At 72.8% G+C, this 21738-nt stretch carries 23 protein-coding genes; 3 read left to right on the top strand and 20 right to left on the bottom strand.

The features are described 5' to 3' along the window. The first annotated feature begins 73 nt into the window (after positions 1 to 73). Complete coding sequence (locus ACQPW6_RS33930; RefSeq protein WP_433893544.1) at positions 74 to 631, top strand: isochorismatase family protein; 558 nt, start codon at positions 74 to 76, stop codon at positions 629 to 631. Between the two features lie 52 nt (positions 632 to 683). Here ACQPW6_RS33930 and ggt read toward each other — a convergent pair whose 3' ends face one another. Beyond that, positions 684 to 2534 carry a gamma-glutamyltransferase gene (gene ggt / locus ACQPW6_RS33925; protein WP_433893543.1) on the bottom strand — a complete coding sequence of 617 codons (1851 nt, stop codon included), beginning with the start codon at positions 2532 to 2534 and terminating at the stop codon, positions 684 to 686. A gap of 149 nt (positions 2535 to 2683) precedes the next feature. On the opposite strand from ggt, the gene ACQPW6_RS33920 reads away from it, so the two are divergent. Next, positions 2684 to 3445, top strand: coding sequence for a hypothetical protein (locus ACQPW6_RS33920; RefSeq protein WP_433893542.1), 762 nt, complete (start codon positions 2684 to 2686; stop codon positions 3443 to 3445). Here the strand turns inward: ACQPW6_RS33920 and ACQPW6_RS33915 are convergent. The 3 genes from ACQPW6_RS33915 to ACQPW6_RS33905 all read right to left on the bottom strand — a co-directional run bounded on the left by ACQPW6_RS33915 (position 3414) and on the right by ACQPW6_RS33905 (position 6258). Then, a complete protein-coding gene (locus tag ACQPW6_RS33915) occupies positions 3414 to 4166 on the bottom strand; it encodes a ZIP family metal transporter (RefSeq protein ID WP_433893541.1) in 753 nt (250 codons plus the stop codon). The genes ACQPW6_RS33920 and ACQPW6_RS33915 overlap by 32 nt on opposite strands. A gap of 49 nt (positions 4167 to 4215) precedes the next feature. Next, entirely contained in the window at positions 4216 to 5103 is an 888-nt protein-coding gene (locus ACQPW6_RS33910) for an SGNH/GDSL hydrolase family protein (protein ID WP_433893540.1), read from the bottom strand. 204 nt (positions 5104 to 5307) lie between these two features. Beyond that, positions 5308 to 6258 (bottom strand): cation diffusion facilitator family transporter, encoded by a 951-nt coding sequence (locus ACQPW6_RS33905; RefSeq protein WP_433893539.1) that lies wholly within the window; start codon positions 6256 to 6258, stop codon positions 5308 to 5310. A 93-nt stretch (positions 6259 to 6351) separates the two neighbouring features. On the opposite strand from ACQPW6_RS33905, the gene ACQPW6_RS33900 reads away from it, so the two are divergent. Next, the gene (locus ACQPW6_RS33900) at positions 6352 to 6750 is read left to right on the top strand and encodes a DUF6479 family protein (protein ID WP_433893538.1); all 399 of its coding nucleotides are present in this window, start codon (positions 6352 to 6354) and stop codon (positions 6748 to 6750) included. 76 nt (positions 6751 to 6826) lie between these two features. On the opposite strand, the gene ACQPW6_RS33895 is transcribed toward ACQPW6_RS33900, so the two are convergent. From ACQPW6_RS33895 to ACQPW6_RS33820, 16 genes are all read right to left on the bottom strand, one after another. Further along, on the bottom strand, positions 6827 to 8695 hold the full coding sequence (locus ACQPW6_RS33895) for a transketolase (RefSeq protein WP_433893537.1): 1869 nt from the start codon (positions 8693 to 8695) through the stop codon (positions 6827 to 6829). A 120-nt stretch (positions 8696 to 8815) separates the two neighbouring features. Then, entirely contained in the window at positions 8816 to 9649 is an 834-nt protein-coding gene (locus ACQPW6_RS33890; RefSeq protein ID WP_433893536.1) for an amino acid ABC transporter permease, read from the bottom strand. Further along, positions 9646 to 10290 (bottom strand): amino acid ABC transporter permease, encoded by a 645-nt coding sequence (locus ACQPW6_RS33885; RefSeq protein WP_433893535.1) that lies wholly within the window; start codon positions 10288 to 10290, stop codon positions 9646 to 9648. The genes ACQPW6_RS33890 and ACQPW6_RS33885 overlap by 4 nt, the downstream gene beginning before the upstream one ends. Before the next feature lie 86 nt (positions 10291 to 10376). Next, positions 10377 to 11276: a glutamate ABC transporter substrate-binding protein gene (locus ACQPW6_RS33880; protein ID WP_433893534.1), complete on the bottom strand. Its 900-nt coding sequence runs from the start codon at positions 11274 to 11276 to the stop codon at positions 10377 to 10379. Between the two features lie 19 nt (positions 11277 to 11295). Then, positions 11296 to 12060: an amino acid ABC transporter ATP-binding protein gene (locus ACQPW6_RS33875; RefSeq protein ID WP_433894749.1), complete on the bottom strand. Its 765-nt coding sequence runs from the start codon at positions 12058 to 12060 to the stop codon at positions 11296 to 11298. After that, the gene (locus tag ACQPW6_RS33870; RefSeq protein WP_433894748.1) at positions 12057 to 12308 is read right to left on the bottom strand and encodes a TfoX/Sxy family DNA transformation protein; all 252 of its coding nucleotides are present in this window, start codon (positions 12306 to 12308) and stop codon (positions 12057 to 12059) included. Before ACQPW6_RS33870 ends, ACQPW6_RS33875 begins: the two co-directional genes overlap by 4 nt. 233 nt (positions 12309 to 12541) lie before the next feature. After that, the gene (locus tag ACQPW6_RS33865) at positions 12542 to 12994 is read right to left on the bottom strand and encodes a DUF6278 family protein (RefSeq protein WP_433893533.1); all 453 of its coding nucleotides are present in this window, start codon (positions 12992 to 12994) and stop codon (positions 12542 to 12544) included. Positions 12995 to 13108: 114 nt separating this feature from the next. Next, positions 13109 to 13888 (bottom strand): exodeoxyribonuclease III, encoded by a 780-nt coding sequence (locus ACQPW6_RS33860; protein WP_433893532.1) that lies wholly within the window; start codon positions 13886 to 13888, stop codon positions 13109 to 13111. 72 nt (positions 13889 to 13960) lie between these two features. After that, on the bottom strand, positions 13961 to 14587 hold the full coding sequence (locus ACQPW6_RS33855; protein ID WP_433893531.1) for an MBL fold metallo-hydrolase: 627 nt from the start codon (positions 14585 to 14587) through the stop codon (positions 13961 to 13963). Between the two features lie 13 nt (positions 14588 to 14600). After that, positions 14601 to 15980 (bottom strand): alpha/beta fold hydrolase, encoded by a 1380-nt coding sequence (locus ACQPW6_RS33850; protein WP_433893530.1) that lies wholly within the window; start codon positions 15978 to 15980, stop codon positions 14601 to 14603. A 33-nt stretch (positions 15981 to 16013) separates the two neighbouring features. Further along, the gene (locus ACQPW6_RS33845) at positions 16014 to 16673 is read right to left on the bottom strand and encodes a hypothetical protein (protein ID WP_433893529.1); all 660 of its coding nucleotides are present in this window, start codon (positions 16671 to 16673) and stop codon (positions 16014 to 16016) included. Continuing rightward, complete coding sequence (locus ACQPW6_RS33840; protein WP_433893528.1) at positions 16670 to 17809, bottom strand: ROK family glucokinase; 1140 nt, start codon at positions 17807 to 17809, stop codon at positions 16670 to 16672. Before ACQPW6_RS33840 ends, ACQPW6_RS33845 begins: the two co-directional genes overlap by 4 nt. Further along, positions 17806 to 18648, bottom strand: a complete 843-nt coding sequence (locus tag ACQPW6_RS33835; protein ID WP_433894747.1) for an ATP-binding cassette domain-containing protein — start codon at positions 18646 to 18648, stop codon at positions 17806 to 17808. Before ACQPW6_RS33835 ends, ACQPW6_RS33840 begins: the two co-directional genes overlap by 4 nt. Beyond that, positions 18648 to 19685, bottom strand: coding sequence for an ABC transporter permease (locus tag ACQPW6_RS33830; protein WP_433893527.1), 1038 nt, complete (start codon positions 19683 to 19685; stop codon positions 18648 to 18650). Before ACQPW6_RS33830 ends, ACQPW6_RS33835 begins: the two co-directional genes overlap by 1 nt. After that, complete coding sequence (locus ACQPW6_RS33825; protein ID WP_433894746.1) at positions 19682 to 20665, bottom strand: sugar ABC transporter substrate-binding protein; 984 nt, start codon at positions 20663 to 20665, stop codon at positions 19682 to 19684. Before ACQPW6_RS33825 ends, ACQPW6_RS33830 begins: the two co-directional genes overlap by 4 nt. A gap of 197 nt (positions 20666 to 20862) precedes the next feature. Then, complete coding sequence (locus ACQPW6_RS33820; protein ID WP_433893526.1) at positions 20863 to 21654, bottom strand: GntR family transcriptional regulator; 792 nt, start codon at positions 21652 to 21654, stop codon at positions 20863 to 20865. Positions 21655 to 21738: the final 84 nt, after the last annotated feature.

Genomic DNA, 21738 nt, shown 5'->3' with positions numbered 1-21738 from the left:
AGACACCCCGAGAACCCGGCCGGGACACCGGCCGGCCGCACCGCACGAACCAAACGCATGGAGATTTCCGCACATGAGCGTCACCACTCTCGACCCCCGTACCGCCCTGGTCGTCATCGACCTCCAGCGCGGCATCGTGGGCCTGCCGACCGCCCACCCCGCTGACGAGATCGTCACCCGCAGCGCCCAGCTGGCCGCCGCCTTCCGGGAGCGCGAGCTGCCGGTGGTGCTGGTCAACGTGGCCGGCCTCGCGCCCGGCCGCAACGAGGGCCCCGGGATGTCCGGCGCGCTTCCCGACGACTGGACGCTGCTGGTGGACGGCCTCGACCGGCAGCCCGGCGACATCACCGTCACCAAGAAGCAGTGGGGGGCCTTCCACGGGACCTCGCTCGACATGGAGCTGCGCCGGCTCGGCGTGACCCAGATCGTGCTGGCCGGGATATCCACCAGCATCGGCGTGGAGTCCACCGCCCGTGCCGCGTACGACTCCGGCTACCACGTAACGGTGGCCGTCGACGCGGTGACCGACACCGACGCCGACGCGCACGCGCACGCGGTCGGCAAGATCTTCCCGCGGCTCGGCGAGACGGGCAGCACCGCGGAGATCACCGCGCTGCTGCCCGCCGCCTGACACCGCCGGCCCGGCCGGCCCTGCCGTCGTACCGGCGGAGCCGGCCGGCCGGTCAGCCCGCCGGGCTGACCACCATCGCGGAGCCGCCGCCCCGCCGGACCGGCTCCGCGGCGGCCAGCCAGCGGCCGTCCGGCAGCCGCTGCACACCGGTGGCCGCGCCGATCTCCGGGTTCTGGGTGAAGTGCTCGCCGACACCCTCCAGTTCGGCCTTGAGCGGGCTGTTCCACAGCGCCGGCTCCAGCTCGGTGGCCGCCGCGTTGCGCTGGCTGGCGCGGGGCGCGGCGATGGCGTCCACCAGCGGCAGCCCGCGGTCGACGTGCTCGGTCAGCACCTGGAGCACCGTGGTGATGATGGTCGCGCCGCCGGGCGAGCCGAGGGCGAACGCCGGGCGGCCGTCCTTGAGCACGATCGTCGGCGAGATGGACGAGCGGGGCCGCTTGCCGGGCCCGGGCAGGTTCGGGTCGGGCACCCCCGGGCTCGCCGGGACGAAGGAGAAGTCGGTCAGCTCGTTGTTGAGCAGGAAGCCGCGGCCCGGTACGGCGATGGCGCTGCCGCCGGTCTGCTCGATGGTGAGGGTGTAGGCGACGACGTTGCCCCACTTGTCGGCCGCCGTGATGTGCGTGGTGTTCTCGCCCTCGTACGTGGTCGGCGCCGCCTTGCCGGTGCCGCCGCACGCGGCCGGGTGCGCGGGGTCGCCGGGCGCCAGCGGGCTGCTGAGCGTGCTGTCGTCCTTGATCAGGCAGGCCCTGGAGGCGGCGAACCGCTTGGAGGTCAGCCCGGCGGTCGGCACCTGCTCGTAGGCCGGGTCGCCGACCCAGCGGCCCCGGTCGGCGAACGAGATCCGGCTCGCCTCCAGGAAGTGGTGCAGGTACTGCGCCTCGCTGGCCTTGGCCAGGTCGGTGTGCTCCAGGATGTTCAGCGCCTCGGCCACGGTGGTGCCGCCCGAGGAGGACGGCGCCGGGCCGTACACGTCCAGGCCGCGGTAGCCGGTGTGCGTCGGCGCCTGCGTCTTGGCCCGGTAGGCCGCGAGGTCGGCGGCGGTCATGTCGCCGGTGCGGACCACGCGGGTGGCGGCCGGGTCGACCGGCGGCTTGCGTACCGTCCGGACGATGTCGGCGCCGATGTCGCCGTGGTAGATCGCGTCCACTCCCCTGGCGGCCAGCTCCTGGTAGGTGCGGGCCAGTTGCGGGTTGCGCAGGGTAGAGCCGACGGCCGGCGGCTGCCCGCCGGGCAGGAAGAGCGCGGCGGTGGCCGGGAAGTCCTTGAACCTGGCCTGGTTGTCCTTGGTCTGCTGGTTGAAGGTGGCGTCCACGGTGAAGCCGTCGCGGGCGATCTCCTCGGCGGGCTTCAGCACCTGGCCGAGCGACCTGCTGCCCCAGTTGTCCAGGGCGGTCTGCCAGGTGGCGGCGGTGCCGGGCACCCCGATGCTGCGCCCGCTGGTGACGGCGTCGGCGAAGGCCAGCGGCTGCCCGTTCTCCACGAACAGCTGGTCGGTGGCGCTGCGCGGCGCGGTCTCCCGGCCGTCGATGGTCGAGACCTTGTGCTGCCGGGCGCTGTAGTAGACGAAGTAGCCGCCGCCTCCGATGCCCGCGGAGTACGGCTCGGTGACGCCGAGCGCGGCGGCGGTGGCCACGGCCGCGTCCACCGCGTTGCCGCCGTGCCGCAGGACGTCGATCCCGGCGGCCGACGCGTCGGAGTCGACACTTGCGACCGCTCCCCCGTAGCCGACGGCCAGCGGGCTCTTCGCGGCGGGCGGTGGTGCGCCGTGTCCGGCGGGCGAGGGGGCCGCCGCGGTGACGGTGACGACGGCGGCGCCGGCGGCGAGGACCGCGACCGCGCGTAACGTCCGCGGGCGTCCGCGCCCGATGCCTTCGATGTGTCGTGTTCGACGGAAATGTTCCATGACGGAGCCTCCACTCAACGACCGTCCCGGCAGCCTAACGTCGCCCCTCCCGCCCCGTCAGGACCGCCGCCCCGCCCGGCCGGCTCCGGCGTGCGCCGGCCGACGCCACCCGTGACGCGCTCAACCGAACACCGCTACGATGCCCCGCCATGAGCGACGACCTCCGCACCCTCGTGATCGGCCTGGCGGCCTGCGCCATCGGCCTGCTGCTCGGCTGGTCCGCCCGGACCTATCTGTGGCGCCGCAGACTCCAGCGCAAGCAGCGGTTCTTCGGGCTGCCGGCGGAGTCCGAATGCCTGCTGGTGGTGCCGCGCGACCCGGGGTCGCGCGGCTGGAGCCTGGCCCGGCACGACGTCTTCGCGCTGCTGGAGCTGGCCGCGGCGATCAAGGAGTGCGGCGCGCACGCCGAGGTGCTCGCGCACGACACCGCCTGGCAGGGCTTCGGCGCCCGTACCGAGTTCTGCATCGGCGGGCCGGCCGCCAACCTGCGGCTGGCCGCGCACCTGCGCTCGATGCTGCCGGGCGTGGAGATCGACACCGACCCGGCGCCGGGGCCCGACCAGGGCGCGATCACCGTGGGCGGCGAGACGTACCGGATGGAGAAGGGCGCGGTGGAGTACGTCCTGCTGGCCCGGCTGGCCGCGAACCGCGAGTCCGGCAACGACCGGCCGGTGTTCCTGTCGGCGGGGCAGCGCGGGGTCGCCAACCAGGCCGCCGTGCGCTACCTGGCCAGGCACCAGGGGCGGCTGGCCCGCAAGCACGGCCTGGACGGCACCTTCTGCCTGCTGCTGCGGGTGGTCAACTCCCAGGCGTACGGCTCCGACGTGGTGGAGCTGGTCGGCGACGTGACCAAGGCGGCCGGCACCCCGGCCAAGACCCTCAGTCCGCCAGACCGATCACCAGCCACATGATGCCGGCCCCGGCGACCGTGCACAGCAGCGTGGAGCTCGACGGGTGCGGGCTGTGCGCCTCGGGCAGGATGTCGGAGGTCGCCAGGTAGAGCAGGAAGCCGGCGAAGAAGCCCAGGTAGAGGCCGAGCGCCGAGGTCGGGATGGTGAAGGCCAGGGTCACCGCGGCGCCGGCCACCGGGGCCAGCGCGTCGGCGCCGAGCAGCAGTTGGGCGCGGCGGCGGCCGTTCCCGTACATCCGGGTGATGGTGTACGTGTTGAAGCCGTCGGCGAAGTCGTGCGAGATCACCGCGATGGCCACCACGATGCCGACGGTGTCGCCGGCCTGGAAGGCGGCGCCGATCGCGAAGCCGTCCATCACGCTGTGCCCGACCAGGGCGACCGCGGCGGTGATGCCGATGCCCTTGACCGGGTCGTGGGCGTGCCCGTGGCCGTGCGCGTGCGGGGCGTACTCGCCCTCGTGCGCCCGGTGGATCGCCACCGAGCGCTCGATGATGTGCAGGGCGAGGAAGCCGGCGACGAACATCAGCAGCGCCGCCGGCACCCCGAAGACCACCTTCGGCTGGGTCTCCAGCGCCTCGGGCAGCAGGTCGAACCCGACCACGCCGAGCATCAGCCCGGCGGCGAGGCCGAGCACGAGGTGGCGGCGGTCCCCGATGTGCTGCGCGACGGTCCCGCCGACCAGGGTCATCGCGAACGCGCACGCGGCTATCAGGACCGGCATGAGGTCATGATCCACGACGCCCCGCGCGCTCGCGACTCAGGGGTGGCCCTTACCGACGGTGGCCGCCCGGCGCACCCCGCTGCCCGGCCTTCGCCAGCAGCGCGGCGGCCATCGCCTGCTCGCCCTTGGCGTTGGGGTGGGCGGGCGCGGCCGGTGCGGCGGGCGTCAGCGGCTCGATCCAGCGGTCCGCGGGCGCCTTGCACATGTCATGGCCGACGGTGGGGCCGTAGGTGTCCACGTACGAGGCCCCGCCGAGCAGCGCCTCGATCCGCAGCATGGTGTTGAGCTGCTTCTCGGTGTCCCGCAGGTAGCGGAAGTCGCCGGCCGCGAAGGGCACGGCCGGGAAGCAGCCGACGCCGTCGTCGGGCAGCAGGTCGGGGTAGCCGACCACGACCACCTTCGCGTGCGGTGCCTGCCGGTGCACGGCCCGCAGCACCCGGCCGACGTCGGGGGCGGTCCTGATCACGTTCAGGGTGAGCTGGTCGATGCCGCCGGCCCGGTAGTGCTTCTGGCAGGGGCTGCCGGCCGGGTCGGTGACGCTCAGGGCGGCGCAGGTGGCGATGATCGAGCCGAAGCCGATGTCGTTGCCACCGATCTGCAGGGTGACCAGGGTGGTGTCCCGGTGCACCGCCGTGAGCTGCGCGGGGTTGGTGCCCTGCGGCTGCCACATCTGCGCGGTGGTGGCGCCGCCGCAGCTGACGTCGGTGAAGGCCGCGGTCTTGTCGGCCGCGGCGAACAGCGACGGGTAGTTGTGGTCCGACCGCGCGCAGTTCGCGTCCACCTGGGTGGGGATGACCGGGCCCGAGGTGTACGAGTCGCCGAGCGCCACGTAGTGCACGGCGGGCGCCGGATGCCGGGCCGGGCCCGGGCGGGCGGCGGCCGGGGTGACCGCGGCCGCGGTCAGCGCCAGTGCCCCGCTGAGGGCCGCGACCCCCATGACCGCGGCCCTCCGCCCCGGGGCCCGCCTGGCGGGCGCGGCGCCGGGCCGCGCCCCCGGTCCACCGCGATCCGCGTCCCGGGATGACTCCCGTGACCCCTGCCCCGCGTACTGTGCGGCGTTCTTCCCGGTGCCTGCGGCCATCGGGCCCTCCCCGTCGTCGTCGTTGACGAGGATCAGGCTTCAGTCGGACGTGACCTGCTGTCAATGGTCCTGTCGCTGGTCGGCTGCCCGGTCTTCACGTTCCGTTCGCGCGTCGGTGATGTCAAGGAAGACCCGGTCGGCGGCCGGCCAGCGCTCCCTGATGCTGTGCCGGATCCGCAGGCTGACCTCCTCGACCCGCTCGCTGTCCAACCCGCCCACCAGGTCGATCCTGGCCGCCACCAGCGTGGAGTCCATGCCGAGCCGCATCGTCAGCAGCTCCTCGACGGTGTCCACCTCTGGCTGCTCGCCGAGCAGCTGCTCGATCTCGTCTCGCAGCTCCGGGTCCGCCGACACCCCGATCAGCTGCCGGTGCGCGGTGCGGCCGAGGCCGGAGGCGACGATCATCAGCAGCACGCCGATGGCCATGGACGCCGCGCCCTCGGCGGCGGCGTTCCCGGTCACCATGTGCACGATCATGCCGGCCGCGGCCAGCAGCACGCCGATCACCGCCGTGCCGTCCTCGGCCAGTACGGTGCGCAGCGCCGGGTCCTCGGCGCCGTGCCCCGAGCGGCGGGTCTGCACCACGGCACGCAGCAGCGAGGCCGACTCGGCCAGCAGCGCGATCAGCAGCACCGCCAGGCCCGCGACGTAGCCGGCGTGGCTCTCGTTCTCGCCGTGCCTGACCGCCTCGATGCCCTGGTAGAACGAGAAGATCCCGCCGAGTACGAAGATCCCGACCGCGGCGAGCAGCGACCAGAAGTACCGCTCCTTGCCGTAGCCGAACGGGTGCTGCGCGTCGGGGGCGCGCTTGCTGCGGCGCAGCGACAGCAGCAGGAAGACCTCGTTGAGGCTGTCGGCCACCGAGTGCGCGGCCTCGGAGAGCATCGCGGGCGACCCGGCGAACAGCCCGGCCGCGGTCTTGGCGACGGCGATGACCAGATTCGCCGCCAGAGCCACCAGGACGGCCCCCCTGGTGCCCTCGTCGCCGTCCTGCGGGCCCTTGCCTGCCATCTGCTGTTTCCTCTCGGCCGTCCGGGTTGTGCGCCTGCTTTTCCGTGTTCCCGTCCCGATCAAGGGCAGTCGTCATTCCAGGAGGTGTCGAGAATGTCCACTCACGGCCCACAACAGGTACAGCTCGCTGTCACCCACGACTTCCTGGTCGGCATCGGCCCGCTGGTCATCGGTGTCTGCATCGTGGCCCTGCTCATCGCGGCCGTGGTGTACGGCCGCCGCCGTACCGCCCGGGAGCCGGCCCCGCCGCGCGGACCGCAGCCGCGGTCCGGGGCCTGGCAGACCCGGCAGGAGCACGAGGACGGGCCGCCGGCCGGCTCCGGGCACGGCCCCGGCCACCAGGACGGCGGCGACCGCGAGGGCTACGAGTCAGGCCGGCCGTACCCGGCGGAGGTTCCGCGGGACGGAATCCGCCGCAAGCCGTACGAGATCAGCGACACCAGCTCCTCCAGCACGCCGCCCGCGGGCGGCCAGGAGCACCCCGAGCGCTGAGCCGCCGAGCGCACGCGCGCCGAGCCCCCGCGGACCCGGAGTCCGCGGGGGCTCGGCGCTCGGCCGGGCCGCGAGGTCACCGGTCGATCAGGGTGCGGGCCGCCGCGGTGATCGCCGAGGCGTCGATGCCGGCGGCTTCGAGCTGCTGCTCGGGGGTGGCGGAGCCGGGCATGGAGTGCACGGCCAGCCGGGTGAGCAGCGGCATCGGGTGGCCGTTGCCGAACGACTCCAGGACGGCGTCGGCGAGGCCGCCCTCGGGGTGGTGGTCCTCGACCGTGACGAACCTGCCGGTCTCGGCCGCGGCCTCGCGCAGCGTCTGGGTGTCCACCGGCTTGACCGAGTACAGATCGATCACCCGGGCCTTGACGCCGTCCTCGGCGAGCCGGTCGGCGGCCTCCAGCGCCTGGTGCACGGTGATGCCCGCGGCGATCAGGGTGACCTGGTCGGCCGGGTCGGAGCGCAGCACCTTGCTGCCGCCGACCGGGAACTCCTCGTCCGGCGAGTAGATCACCGGGGTGGTGCCGCGGGTGGTGCGCAGGTAGCCGACGCCGGGCCGGTCGGCCAGCGCGGGCAGCAGCCGTGCGGTCTGGTTGGCGTCGCACGGGTAGAGCACGGTGCTGCCGTGGATCGCCCGCATCATCGCCAGGTCCTCCAGCGCCATCTGGGACGGCCCGTCCTCGCCGATCGAGACGCCGGAGTGCGAGCCGACCACGTTGATGTCGGAGCGGCTGATCGCGGCCATCCGCAGGAAGTCGTGCGCCCGGGTCAGGAAGGCGGCGAAGGTGCAGGCGTAGGGCCGCCAGCCGCGCACGCCCAGGCCCACGGCGGTGCCGATCAGCTGCTGCTCGGCGATGTAGCACTCGACGTACCGCTCGGGGTGCTCCTTGGAGAACAGCTCGGCCTTGGTGGAGTCGCCGACCTCGCCGTCGAGCACGACGACGTCGTCGTGCATGGTGCCGAGCGCGGCCAGCGCCTCGCCGAAGGCGCTGCGGGTGGCCACCTCGTCGCCGCCGGCCGGGTAGGTCGGCAGCCGCGCGCTCCGGTCGCCGCCGTCCTTGGGGTATGGGTCGGCGTCCGGCGGGCGCCGGACGTGGATCCGCAGGTCGCGGATGCCGCCGAGCTCGCGGATCGCCTTCTTCGCGTCGGGCAGCGGCTTGCCGTGCATGCCCTCGCGGTCCTCCACGGCGGCCACGCCGCGGCCCTTCCTGGTCCTGGCGATGATCGCGGTCGGCGCGCCGCGGGTGGTGCGGGCGGTGGCCAGCGCCTCGTCCACCGCGTCGATGTCGTGGCCGTCGATCTGCACGGTGTTCCAGCCGAACGCCTGGATCCGGCGGGCGTAGGCGTCCAGGTCCCAGCCGTGCCGGGTGGGGCCGCGCTGGCCGAGCCGGTTGATGTCGAGGATCGCGGTGAGGTTGTCGAGCCCTTCGAGGCCGGCGTGCTCGAACGCCTCCCACACCGAGCCCTCGGCCAGCTCGCTGTCCCCGCACAGCACCCACGTGCGGTACGGCAGGTGCTCCAGCCGCTTGGCCGACAGTGCCACGCCGACGCCGATCGGCAGGCCCTGGCCGAGCGACCCGGTGGCCACGTCGACCCACGGCAGCCGCGGGGTGGGGTGGCCCTCCAGCCGGCTGCCGAGCTTGCGGAAGGTCAGCAGCTCCTCGTCCGAGATGGCGCCGGCCGCCTTGTAGGCCGCGTAGAGCAGCGGCGAGGCGTGGCCCTTGGACAGGATCAGATGGTCGTTCCCGGGGTGGTCGGGCTGGTCGAAGTCATAGCGCAGATGGCGGCCGAACAGCACGGCGGCGATCTCGGCCGCCGACATCGACGAGGTGGGGTGTCCGGAGCCGGCCGCGTCCGCCGCGCGTACCGCGTCGACCCTCAGCTGCTGGGCGAGTTCGGCGAGCCGGCCGTCGTCCAGGGCTTCCGGCGGGGCAGTGGTGTCATTCATGTCGTGCGCTCTCCGATCATGGGTCCACACCTTTCACCTTCCATTCGGTGCGGCTGCCCGGACCACAGCAGGACAAACGGGGCGGCAGGCCCGGTCCGGCGCCGCGGCGGGGCCGGCCGCTCAGATCTGCGGCGGGGCCTGGACGGGGGCCTCCGCCGTCTTCTGGCTGTGCCGCTGCAGCCTGGCCAGCCGGTTCGCGCACCAGGACAGCAGCATGCACATCCCGATGTAGATCGGCGCGATCACCATGACCACCGGGATGAACGGCAGGTCGTAGTCCAGGTTGGTGGCGATCAGCTTTCCGGCGTAGAGGAACTCCTGGTAGGTGATGAGGTAGCCGAGCGAGGTGTCCTTCAGGGTCACCACGAGCTGGCTGACGATCGTGGGCAGCATCGCCCGCACCGCCTGCGGCACCAGTACGTACGCCATCACCCGTGACTTGCGCATGCCGAGCGCGAAGGCCGCCTCGCGCTGGCCGCGCGGCACCGAGTTGATGCCGGACCTGAAGACCTCGGCGAGCACCGAGCCGTTGTACAGCGTCAGGCCGGTGATCAGGGCGATCATCGGATCGACCTTGAGCGCGACGAAGATGAAGAAGATCATCACCAGCAGCGGCATGGCCCGGAAGAACTCCACCACCAGCGTGCTCAGCCAGCGCACCGGCCGGTGGTCGGAGAGCCGCCCGGCGGCGAAGACCGCGCCGAAGGCCAGCGAGAACAGCGCCGCCCAGCCGAACGCCTTGAGGGTGTTGCCGAGGCCCGTCAGCAGCAGCCGCTGGATGCCCGCGTACTCGAACGGGCGCCACTTGACCGCGGAGAACTGCCCGGTGTCCACCAGCTTCCAGATCACCAAGCCGGCCAGCGCGGCCAGCGCGGCGCCCGCGATCCAGCCGTAGAGCCGGTGCCTGGCCAGCGCCTTCGGCCCGGGGATGTCGTACAGCGCGCTGCCGCTCATCGGGAGACCCCCATCTTCTTCTCCAGGACGTTGAACACCGCGCTGATGGCCAGGGTGACGATCAGATAGCCGACCGCGATCCAGACGAAGGTCCAGACGATGCTGTAGCCGCGCTCGTTGAGCGGCTTGTAGGTGCCGAGCAGTTCGGTGACCGAGAACGAGCCGGCGATCGCGGAGTTCTTGGCCAGCGCGATCAGCGTGGAGCCGATCGGCGAGATCACCGCGCGGGCCGCCTGCGGCAGCACCACCAGGCTCAGCGTGCGGGTGAAGCTCATCCCCAGGCTCCTGGCCGCCTCGCCCTGGCCGGCCGGCACCGTGTTGATCCCGGCCCTGACCGCCTCGCAGATGAACGCCGAGGTGTAGGCGCCGAGCGCGAGCACCGCGAAGACCATGAAGGGCAGCACCACCCCGAAGCGCGGCAGCCCGAGCAGCACCGCGAAGAACAGCAGGGTCAGCGGGGTGTTGCGCAGCACCGTCACCCACCCGGTGCCGAACGCCCGCAGCGCCCGCACCGGCGAGACCCGGAAGCCGGCGACGAGCACCCCGACGGCCAGCGCCAGCGCGCCGGCCAGCAGGGTGAGCTGGACGGTGCCCCACAGCCCTTTGCCGTAGAGCGAGAAGTTGTCGGTGAGTACGTTCACGGCTGGTCGCCCTTCTCAGTGCCGGTCAGCGGCCGGTCAGCGCGGGTCGGCGCGGGTCAGCGCGGGTAGGCGCGGGTAGGCGCGGTTCAGTACCGGTCGACCGGCGGCGGCGCGGGGGCGGGCACCCCGGACAGGCCCAGGGTCGCGTCGTACGCCTTCTTCCAGTCCCCGTTGCGCTCGTGCGCCGTGATCGCGTCGTCGAGCGCGGCCCGCAGCGCGCGGTCGCCCTTGGCCAGGCCGATGCCGTACGGCTCCTTGGAGAACGGCTTTCCGACCACCTTCATCTGGTCGGGCGCCTTGGCCGCGTAGCCCAGCAGGATCGAGTCGTCGGTGGTCACCGCGTCCACCTGGTAGGTCAGCAGGTTGTCCACGCAGACGGAGTAGGTGTCGTAGCTGACCGGGGTGGCGTCCGGGTAGTCGGCCTCGATCCGCTGGATGGAGCTGGAGCCGGCCGCCGAGCAGACCTTGTGGCCCTTGAGGTCCTGCGGGCCGTTGATGTCGTGCTCGTCGCGGCGCACCAGCAGGCCCTGGCCCGCCAGGTAGTACGGGCCGGCGAAGCCGACCTGCTTCTTGCGCAGCGCGTTGATCGTGTACGTGCCGACGTAGTAGTCGATCTGGCCGTTGCTCAGCGAGGTCTCCCGGTTGGCCGAGGCGATGGCCTGGTAGCGGATCTGGCCGGCGGCGAAGCCCAGCGAGGCGGCGGTCATCTTGGCGATCTCGATGTCGAAGCCGGAGTAGGTGCCGGTGGCCGGGTCCTTCTCGCCCAGGTACGGCTGGTCGTCCTTGACGCCGATCACCAGCCGGCCGCGCCGGTGGGCGGCGCTCCAGGTGGCCGAGGCCGGCAGCGTGAAGCCGCGCTGGACCCGGTAGGACGGCAGGGCGTCGGCGCGCGGGCCCTTGACGGGCGGGCTGCCGGACTTGCCGCAGCCGGCGAGCAGCGCCGCCGCGGCCAGGGCCGCGGCCGCGGGCCGGTGGATGCGTGGCATGGGGGGTTCCAGGTGCCGGTCAGTGGTGCAGGATCTTGGACAGGAAGTCCTTGGCGCGGTCGCTGCGCGGCGCGGTGAAGAACTCCTCGGGCACCCGGTCCTCGACGATCCGGCCCTCGGCCATGAACACCACCCGGTGCGCCGCCGAGCGGGCGAAGCCCATCTCGTGGGTGACCACCACCATGGTCATGCCCTCCTCGGCGAGCTGCTTCATCACTTCGAGCACCTCGTTGATCATCTCGGGGTCGAGCGCCGAGGTCGGCTCGTCGAAGAGCATCACCTTGGGGTCCATGGCCAGCGCGCGGGCGATCGCCACCCGCTGCTGCTGCCCGCCGGACAGCTGGGCGGGCAGCTTGTCGCCCTGGTCGAGCAGCCCGACCCGGTCCAGCAGCTCGTCGGCCCGGCGGGCGGCCGTGGCCCGGTCCTGGCCGCGCACCTTGACCGGGGCGAGCATCACGTTCTCCCGCACCGTCTTGTGGGCGAAGAGGTTGAACGACTGGAAGACCATGCCCACGTCGGCGCGCAGCCTGGCCAGCGCCCGGCCCTCGGCGGGCAGCGGCTGACCGTCGATGGTGATGCTGCCGCTCTCCACCGGCTCCAGTCGGTTGATCGCCCGGCACAGGGTGGACTTGCCCGACCCCGACGGGCCGATCACGACCACCACCTCGCCCCGGGCGACGGTCAGATCGACGTCCTTGAGCACATGCAGCTGACCGAAGTGCTTGTTGACGCCGCTGAGGACGATCAGTGGTGCCACCGGCGGGTCCGGCGCGGTCCCGGTCAGCCGAGCACCCGGTGTACGAGGGTGTCGCGCTCGGTCTGCGGGATGGCGGTCCAGCGCATGCCGCGCAGGGCGCCCTCGAGGGCCAGCAGGGTGTGGGTGCAGGCGTCCTCCGGCAGGGCCGGGCGGATCTTCTCGAAGGCCCGGCCGGAGCCGAGCCTGCGCAGTTCGCCCGCGTCGTCCACGCCGGCCTGGCGCAGGCGGTCGGCGAGCACCGCTCCGATGTTCGGCAGCTTCTGAAGGGAGTCCACGTCGTGCCTCCGGTGCCAGGCTGTTGAATGAGCTGAAGGGAACACTGGCGCCATCATGCACGTGCGGCCGGGCGCTGCCGGCGATCAAGCCCGGACACGCCCGGTTCCTTACCCCACCGTGCGACGGGAGCCACCGGTTCGGGTGACAGCGGGCGCCAGGTGGACGGGGTCAGCCATCCGGGTCACCGGCGGGGCCGGCCGTCGGTCGATGGCGGCCTCCGCCGGGCGAGGGCTCAGTCCTCCGCGGCCTCGGCGAGCACCTGGGAGAGCTCGGGGCTGCCGCTCTCGGCCCAGCCGTGGCCCAGGTCCACGGTGTCGATCTCCCGGCCGGTGGCGAGCCGGACCACCGGGTGGCCGTTGGGCCAGACCCGCCAGGTGGCGCCGGGGACGGTGCGGACCATGACGGTGCCGAGGTAGAGCCCCGCGTCGTTGCCGAGCCAGGAGAGCACGTCGGGGTCGTCCCGCCAATTCGGCACCAGCTGGTCCAGCGCGCTCAACGAGCCCTCGGAGCCGTCCAGTTCCACCCCCTCGTCGGCGGCCCGCGTCCGCAGCAGCTCGCACTCGCCGAGCAGCTCGGCCAGGCCGGCCTGGTCGGGGTCGCAGGCGGACGGCCCGGCGGACGAGACGGCGACCCCGCGCGCCATCGCGTGCTTCTCGCGCCATCTGCCGAAGAAGGGGATGTCCATAGCCGCCAGCGTGTCACCGGCCGTGGCCGGCTGACCACCGGCGCGCGGGCACCGGCCCCGACCTGACCGTCCGTCAGTCGAGCGGGCAGGCGCCCGGCGGGACGCCGGCCACCGTCACACGTCGAGGTCGACGACCACCGGGGCGTGGTCGGAGGCGCCCTTGCCCTTGCGCTCCTCGCGGTCCACGTACGAGTCGGTGCGGGCCTTGCCGAACGGCTCGTTGGCGTACACCAGGTCGATCCGCATGCCGCGGTTCTTGGGGAAGCCGAGCTGCCGGTAGTCCCAGTAGGTGAACGGGTGGTCGTACTTCAGCGGGCGCGGCAGCAGGTCGGACAGGCCGGTCTCGCGCAGCGCGGCCAGCGCGGCCCGCTCGGGCTCGGTGACATGGGTCTGGCCCTCGAAGACCGACAGGTCCCAGACGTCCTCGTCGGCCGGCGCCACGTTGAAGTCGCCGAGCACCGCGAACGGGCGCTCGCCGCCGGCGTCGGAGGCGACCGCGGCCCGCAGCGCCTCCAGCCACTGGAGCTTGTACGCGTAGTGCGGGTGGCCGACCTCCCGGCCGTTGGGCACGTAGACCGACCACAGCCGGACCGGGCCGCAGGTCGCGGACACCGCCCGCGGCTCCTGCACGCCCTCGTACCCGGGGCCGCCGGGCAGCCCCTGCACCACGTCGGCCAGGCCGACCCGGGAGATCAGCGCCACCCCGTTCCACCGCCCGTCGGCGTTGACCGCCGCCTCGTACCCGAGCTCGCGCAGCTCGTCCCGCGGGAACTGCGCGTCGGTGCACTTGGTCTCCTGCACGCACAGGACGTCGGTGCCGCTGCTCTCCAGCCAGGCCAGCAGCCGCGGCAGGCGGGCGGTGATCGAGTTGATGTTCCAGGTCGCGATGCGCATGCCTGACAACCTAGCGGCTGGGTACGACAGCGACCCTCCCGGCGGCCCGCGGGCCGCCGCCGCCCGCCCCCGCTACGCCTCGCCGCCCGGCGCCAGCCTGAGGTGCTCCGCCCCGCCGAGGCCGCCGATCTGGCTGTCGTAGATCGGCCGCGCCAGGTCGGTGAGCAGCGCGTCGTGCACGTCGATCGACCGGCGCGGCTTGACCTCCCTGACGTAGTCGATGACCTCGGAGAGCTTGCTCCACGGGGCCTGCACCGGCAGCAGCAGGGTGTCCACCGGGTGTCCCGGCACGGTGAGCGCGTCCCCCGGGTGGAAGACCGAGCCGTCCACCAGGTAGCCGATGTTGGCGATCCGCGGGATGTCCGGGTGGATGACGGCGTGCAGCTCGCCGTGCACCTGGACGTCGAAGCCGCCCGCGGTGAAGGTGTCGCCGTGCCCGACGGTGTGCACCCGGCCGGGGAAGGCGGCGGAGAGCTGGTCGGCGACGCTGCCCAGCGTCCACAGCTCGGCGGCCGGGTCGGCGTCCAGCGCGGCCCGCAGCCGCGCCTCGTTGAAGTGGTCGGGGTGCTCGTGGGTGACCAGGATGACGTCGGCGCCGACGGCCGCGTCCTCCTCACTGAACCCGCCGGGGTCGATGACGAGCGTGTGCCCGTCCTTCTCCAGCCGGACGCAGGCGTGCCGCTTCTTGGTCAGCTTCATGGAACCCATCTTCCTACGGACGGCCGGGCGCCGCCGGTCCGGTGCCCGCCGCGGCGATGACGGTCCGCGCGGTGTCGACGGCGGCCCGGGCGGCGGGCAGCCCGCAGTAGACGGCGGTGTGCATCAGCACCTCCTCTATCTCGGCCGGGGTCAGCCCGCTGCGCAGCGCGGCCCTGGTGTGCTCGGCCAGCTCGCCGAGCCGGCCGAGCGCGGTCAGCGCGGTGAGCGTCAGGCAGCTGCGGGTGCGGCGGTCGAGCCCCGGCCGGGCCCAGATCTCGCCCCAGGCGACGCGGGTGGCGAAGGCGTCGAACTCGTCCCCGAAGCCGCCGGAGGCGCCGGAGCCACCGGACCCGCTCGACCCGCCGGCCTTGGCGGCCGAACGGTCCGGCCCGGCCTCGCCGGTCACCTCGCGGCGGATCCGCAGCCCCTCGGCGTACCGGTCGGGAACCGGCGGCGCCGCGGGCGGCGGCGGCACGACGGCCACGGCGGGCACCGCGGCCGGCGGCGGCGCCGGGGTGGGCGTGCCGGGCGGCGCGGCGTGCGGGGTCGGGGTGCCGGTCCAGGCGGCCCCGAAGTGGGTGGCCAGCAGGTCGCCGACGGCGGCCGGCTCCTCGACCGGCGCCAGGTGCCCGGTGGCCGGCACCACCGCGAGCCGGGCGTCCGGGATGCCGGCCACCAGCAGCCGGGCGTCGGCCGGCGGCGTCTCGGTGTCGTCGGCGCCGGCCACCACCAGCGTGGGCACGGTGATCCGGGTCAGCGCGTCGCGGATGTCGAAGGTGGCCAGCGCCTCGCAGCCGGCCACATAGCACTCCGGGTCGGTGGTGGCGACCATCTGCACCGCCCAGTCGGTGATCGCCGGCTGGGTGGCCAGGAAGGCGTCGGTGAACCAGCGCTCGGGACTGGAGCGCGCGGTGCGCTCCAGGCCGCTCGCCCTGACCACCACCCCGCGCTGCCGCCAGCTGTCGGCGGTGCCGTAACGGGCGGCGGCGGAGACCAGCGCGAGGGCGGCGACCCGGTCCGGGCGCAGCAGCGCCAGCCGGGCGCCGACGGCCGCGCCGAGCGAGCAGCCCGCGTAGCCGAAGGTGTCGATGCCCTCGTCGTCGAGCACCGCGAGCAGCCGCCTGGCCAGGTCGTCCACCGAGGAGGCCGGGTCGGCGGGGGCGCCGCCGTGCCCGGGCAGCTCGTACCGCAGCACCCGCCAGGTGCCGCTGAGCACCGGCAGCTGGCGGTCCCACATGTGCCAGGTGGCCCCGAGGGCCGGGCCCAGTACCAGCACCGGAGCGTCGTCGGCCCCGTCGAAGCGGTACTGCAGGGGCGGGGTCTGCTCGTCGTACGTGTCGTCGTACACGTCGTCGAAGGCGGCGTCGTACTCCGCGCCGGTCACGTCGCTCATCGCCTCACGCTATCGAGTGAATCGGCCGGTGGGTCAGCCGCCCCCGAAGCCGTGCTGGAAGTTGACCGTGGACACCGCATAGACCACGGGTGCGTCAGGATAGGTGAGGTCGACGCTGATGTCGTGGTCGGGCTTGTCGCCGACCTGGTGCATGGTGATCCCCGACCACGCGTGCCGCTTGGTGAAGTCCCAGCCGGCCTCCTTGGCCTGCTTGGCGTTGATCGCCGCGGTGCCCTGGTGCAGGGCGTAGCGGCTGGTGCCGACGTCGGCGAGGAAGGTGTCGAGGCCGCCCGCGGTGGTGGTGAAGCGCACGTAGAGCACGCTCACGTCCCAGGAGTTGGTCTCCAGGACGCCGCCCTCGTACACGCCCTTCTTCATCGGGATCTGGTAGATCCGCTTCTGCAGCCCGGTCGGATAGCCGTTGGCCAGGTGCCGCACCGCGGCCTCCTGCTGCTTGTCCTCGCCGGCCACCCGGCTCTGCCGCGCGGCCACGATCACATAGCCGACCGGTACCAGCACCAGCAGCGGCAGCACCGTCCAGCGCACCCAGCGCGGCAGGTCCCTGGGCGGCCGGGCGGCCCGGGACATGGCCGGGGTCAGCGGGCTCACGACGTCCTCCGTGGTGCCGTCAGGCTCGTACAGGTGGGCGCCCGCGGGCGGGCCCGCGTGCTGCTCCTCGGGGGTGGTGGTCACGAGCCGGCCACCGGCCGTCCGTAGACCCGGCCGTAGCGCTCGTAGCGCTCGACCCGGCGGCGGTTGGCGCGGCGGAACCGGCGGGCGACCAGCCTGGCCAGGTCGGCGGCGCCGACCATGCCGGCCTCGGGGCCGAGTTCGGCCTTGGCGATCCGGGCCTCGGGGCGGTAGCCGCGGCCGGTCAGGGTGCGCCGGAAGGCGTCCCTGGCCGGGGCGATCAGCAGGTCGTCCGCGGCGCTGACCCCGCCGCCGATCACGAAGCAGGACGGGTCGAGGGCGGCGGCCAGGTTCGCGATGCCGACGCCGAGCCACTGGCCGATGTCCTGGAACAGCTCGACGCACATCGGGTCGCCCTCGCGGGCCAGCTCGGTGATCAGCGGCCCGGTGATGTCCCTGATGCTGCCGCCGACCCGGTCGATGATCCCGTAGGCGACCGGCGAATCGGCCGCCGCCATCTCACGGGCCTCCCTGACCAGGGCGTTTCCCGAGCTGTACTGCTCCCAGCAGCCGCGGTTGCCGCAGGCGCAGCGGTGCCCGCCGGGCACCACCTGCATATGGCCGAACTCGCCGGCCACCCCGTAGCGGCCGCGCTTGACCTGGCCGTCCTCCAGGATGGCGCCGCCGATGCCGGTGCCCAGCGTGATCATCACCAGGTCGTCCTCGCCGCGGCCGGCGCCGAACCGCCACTCGGCCCAGGCGGCGGTGTTGGCGTCGTTGTCGACCATGACCGGCACCAGCAGCCGCTCCGAGAGCCGCTCGCGCAGCGGCTCGTCCCGCCAGGCCAGGTGCGGGGCGAACAGCACCCGGGAGCGGTCTGCGTCCACCCAGCCGGCCGCGCCGATGCCGACCGCGTGCACGTCGTGCCGCTCGGAGAGGTCGAGCACCAGCTCGACGATGGTGTCCTCGACCACCTTGGGGCTCTTGGACTTGTCGGGGGTCTCGGTGCGCAGCTTCTCCAGGATCACCCCGTCGGCGTCCACCACACCGGCCATCACCTTGGTGCCGCCGATGTCGATCCCCACGGTGGGGACCCGGGGCGCGGTCAGGTGCGACCGCCGCTCCCGGCGGCCGACGTTCTGCCACACCGTGGTCCTCGCGGCGCCGCCGCGGTACACACGTTCACGATTGACGCTCAAGCGGAGGTCTCCGGGTCGTTGGCCGGGGTCCGGCTCAGTTCGTGGGTCAGTTCGTCCAGCTCGCTGCCGCCGGCCATCTGCCGGGTCAACTCGTCCAGCGTAATGTCCTTCTTCAGGTGGCTGCCCGCCATGGTGCCGCGCTTGAGCAGAATGAAGCGGTCGCCCACCAGAAAAGCGTGGTGCGGGTTGTGCGTGATCAGTACGACTCCGAGCCCTGCGTCCCGGGCCGCCGCCACGTATTTCAGCACCATTCCGGACTGCTTGACACCGAGCGCGGCGGTCGGCTCGTCGAGGACGAGCACCTTGGCGCCGAAGTGCACCGCGCGGGCGATGGCCACGCACTGCCGCTCGCCGCCGGACAGGGTGCCGATCGGCTGGTCCACGTCCCGCAGGTCGATGCCCATCCGCAGCAGCGCGTCATGGGTGGTGCGGCGCATGGCGGCCACGTCCAGCCGGCGCAGCACTCCGCGGCCCCTGGTGGGCTCGGAGCCGAGGAAGAAGTTCCGCCAGACCGGCATCAGCGGGACCACGGCCAGGTCCTGGTAGACGGTGGCGATGCCGCGGTCGAGCGCCTCGCGCGGCGAGGCGTGCCGCACCTGCTCGCCCTGGACGGCGTAGCTGCCCGAGTCGTGCGGGTGCAGCCCGGAGATGATCTTGATGAGGGTGGACTTGCCGGCGCCGTTGTCGCCCAGCACGCAGGTGATCTCGCCGGCTCGCACGTCCAGGGAGACGCCGCGCAGCGCCCGGACGTTCCCGTAGGACTTGGCGACCTCGGTCAGCTCGATCAGCGGGGGGTCCGCGGCCGGCTCCGGGCCGTTGGGTGCGTCCTCTACCTTGATCACGCGTTGGCCTCCGCCCGCTTGCGCACCCAGGCGTTCAGCAGCGTGGCGAGCAGCAGCATCGCGCCGAGGAAGAACTTGAACCAGTCCGGGTTCCACTGGGCGTAGACGATGCCCTTGTTGGTCATGCCGAAGATGAACGCGCCGACCGCCGAGCCGATGGCGCTGCCGTAGCCGCCGGTCATCAGGCAGCCGCCGATGACGGCCGCGATGATGTACAGGAACTCGTTGCCGACGCCCTCGCCCGACTGCACCACGTCGAACGAGAACAGCAGGTGCTGCCCGGAGATCCAGGCGCAGAAGGCCACCGCCATGTACAGGCCGATCTTGGTACGGGCCACCGGCACGCCCACCGCGCGGGCCGCGTCCGCGTTGCCGCCGGCCGCGAAGATCCAGTTGCCCGCGCGGGTGCGCAGCAGCACCCAGGTCGCCACCGCGACCAGGCCGATCCACCACAGGATGGTGACCTGGAGGTCCACCGAGCCGACCGTCCAGTGCGAGGCGAACAGGTCGCGGCAGGTCGGGAAGCCCTGCATGTCGGAGATCGACTTCGTCGAGACGGTGCCGCTGATGAACTTGGTCAGGCCCAGGTTCAGGCCGGTGAGCATCAGGAAGGTGCCGAGCGTGATGATGAAGCTGGGCAGCTTGGTGCGCACCAGCAGCACCCCGTTGAACGCCCCGATGGCGAGCGTCACCAGCAGCGAGACGCCGACGCCGACCCAGGTGTTCGCGGTCATCTGGTAGCTGAACATCGACGAGGCCAGCGCTGAGCTGGTCACCAGCACGCCGGCCGACAGGTCGAACTCGCCGCCGATCATCAGCAGCGCCACCGGCACCGCCATGATGCCGATCGTGGAGGACGCGTAGAGCACCGTGCCCAGGCTGGACGCCTGCAGGAAGTGGTCGGCGACCACCGCGAAGAACACGAAGACCGCCGCGGCGCCGACCACCGCGCCGAGCTCGGGGCGGCCGAGCAGCCGTCTGGCCGCCGAGCGGGGTGCCAGCCGCTCGTCGGCGGGGCTCGCGAGCACGCTCATCGGGTACCCCGCTTGGTGTACGACAGCAGCGCGTCGGCGTTGTCCTTGGTCACGATCTGCGGGCCGGTCAGCACCGGGTTGCCGCCGCCGAGGGCGTCGCCGTTGTAGCGGTAGAGCCACAGCAGGTCGATCGCCTCGTAGCCCTGGAGGTAGGGCTGCTGGTCCACCGCGAAGCCGATGGTGCCGTCCTTGAGCGAGGAGGCGACCTGCGCGTTCAGGTCGAAGGTGTCGATCTCGGCCTTCGAGCCGGCCTGGTTCTTGGCCTTGGCGGCGGTCGCGGCGAAGGGCGCGCCGAGGGTGACCACGGAGTCGATGCTGCTGTCCGCCTGGAGCTTGGCCTGGATGGCGGACTCCACGTCGGGCATGTTGGTGCCGTTGACGTACAGCTTGTCCATCTTCCCGGAGAAGGTGGACTTCGCGCCGGCGCAGCGCTGCTCGTGGCCGACGTTGCCCTGCTCGTGCAGGACGCACAGCGCGTGCTTCTTGCCCCGCTTGTTCAGCTCGTCGCCGACCGCCTTGCCGGCGATCGACTCGTCCTGGCCGATGTGCGCGAGCGCGCCGAACTGCTTGGACTCCTCGGAGCCGGAGTTGATGGTGATCACCGGGATGCCGGCCTTGACCGCCTTGGTGACCACCGCCTTCATCGCGTCGGGCTTGGCCAGCGTGACGACCAGGCCGTCCACGTGGCTGTCGATGGCGGCCTGCACCAGCTGCGACTGCTCGTTGCCCTGGTCGCTGTTGGAGTAGACGAACTTGATGTTGTCCTTGGCGGCGGCCTGCTTGGCGCCGCTCTGCACGATGTCCCAGAAGGTGTCGCCCGCACCCGAATGGGTGACCATCGCGAACGTCCAGTGCGGGGTGTCCACCGCGGAGCCGTTCGCCGCCGCCTGCTTGGCCCGGTCCGCCGCGCGCTTGCCGCCGGTGCTGCTGCACCCGGCCAGCAGGCCGGCGCCGAGCGCCACCGCGAGCAGCCCGCCCAGTACCCGGGCCGCCCGGCCCGTCCCGCGCGGCGCCCTCCGCGCCGGTCGTCCCGTTCCCGCCCTTGCATCCGCCGATTCCGCCACCGGGCCCCGCCTTTCCATGCCGATCCTGTTGCAGCCGGGAAGGATGTGAGAAAAGTGCTGCGTGCGACCATCCCGGCGGCCCAAGTATCCGTCAAGGGGTGGCGCGCACTGTGTCAGCCCCTGACCAGCAGCCGGAACTCGAAGGCGTAGCGGGAGGCGCGGTAGACGTGGCTGGCGTACTCGATCGGCCGGCCGCGGTCGTCGTAGGTGGTGCGCCGCATGGTCAGCAGCGCCGCGCCGGGCGGCTCGGCCAGCAGCGCGCACTCCTCGTCGGTGGCGATCCGCGCGCCGACCTCCTGCTGGGCGCTGTGCATCGTGATGCCCTGGTGCCGCATCAGCGCGTACAGGCCGGTGGACTCCAGCTCGGCGGTGGGCAGCTCCAGCAGGTCGCAGGGCAGGTAGTTGCACAGGTACGCCATCGGCTCGCCGCGGGTCAGCCGCAGCCGGTGGACGACGGCCACCTGCCCGGATCCGGGCAGCTCCAGCGCGGCGGCGACCTCGGCGGGGGCGTCGGCGCGGGTGTTGTGCAGCACCTGGGTACTGGGGTGCAGCCCGGCGGCGAGCAGATCGTCGTACAGGCTGCTCAGCTCCAGCTGCCGGGCGACCCTGCTGTGCACCACCTGGGTACCGACACCGCGCCTGCGGACCAGCAGGCCCTTGTCCACCAGCGACCTGATCGCCTGCCGGACGGTGGGGCGGGACAGGCCCAGCCGGGCGGCCAGCTCGATCTCGTTGCCGAGCAGGCTGCCGGGGGCGAGGGTGCCCTCACCGATCGCCGTCTCCAGCTGCCGGGCAAGCTGGAAGTAGAGCGGGACCGGACTCGCGCGGTCGACGGCCAGCCGCAGGTGCGTGGGCTCGTGCTGTGGCTCGTGCGTAGGCACGCTGGGAGCGTAGCGGGAGGGCATGATGACGGGAAGTCCTTATGTCAGGACAAAACGTTGACACGGTGGCGGGCGGCGCGGGAGGTTGGGACCGCGCACGGCCGTCAC

It is taken from the genome of Streptomyces sp. CA-111067 (assembly GCF_050956065.1).
Lineage (GTDB): Bacteria > Actinomycetota > Actinomycetes > Streptomycetales > Streptomycetaceae > Actinacidiphila.
Note: the sequence above shows the minus strand (reverse complement) of the source record. Positions and strands in the feature narration are given on the sequence as shown.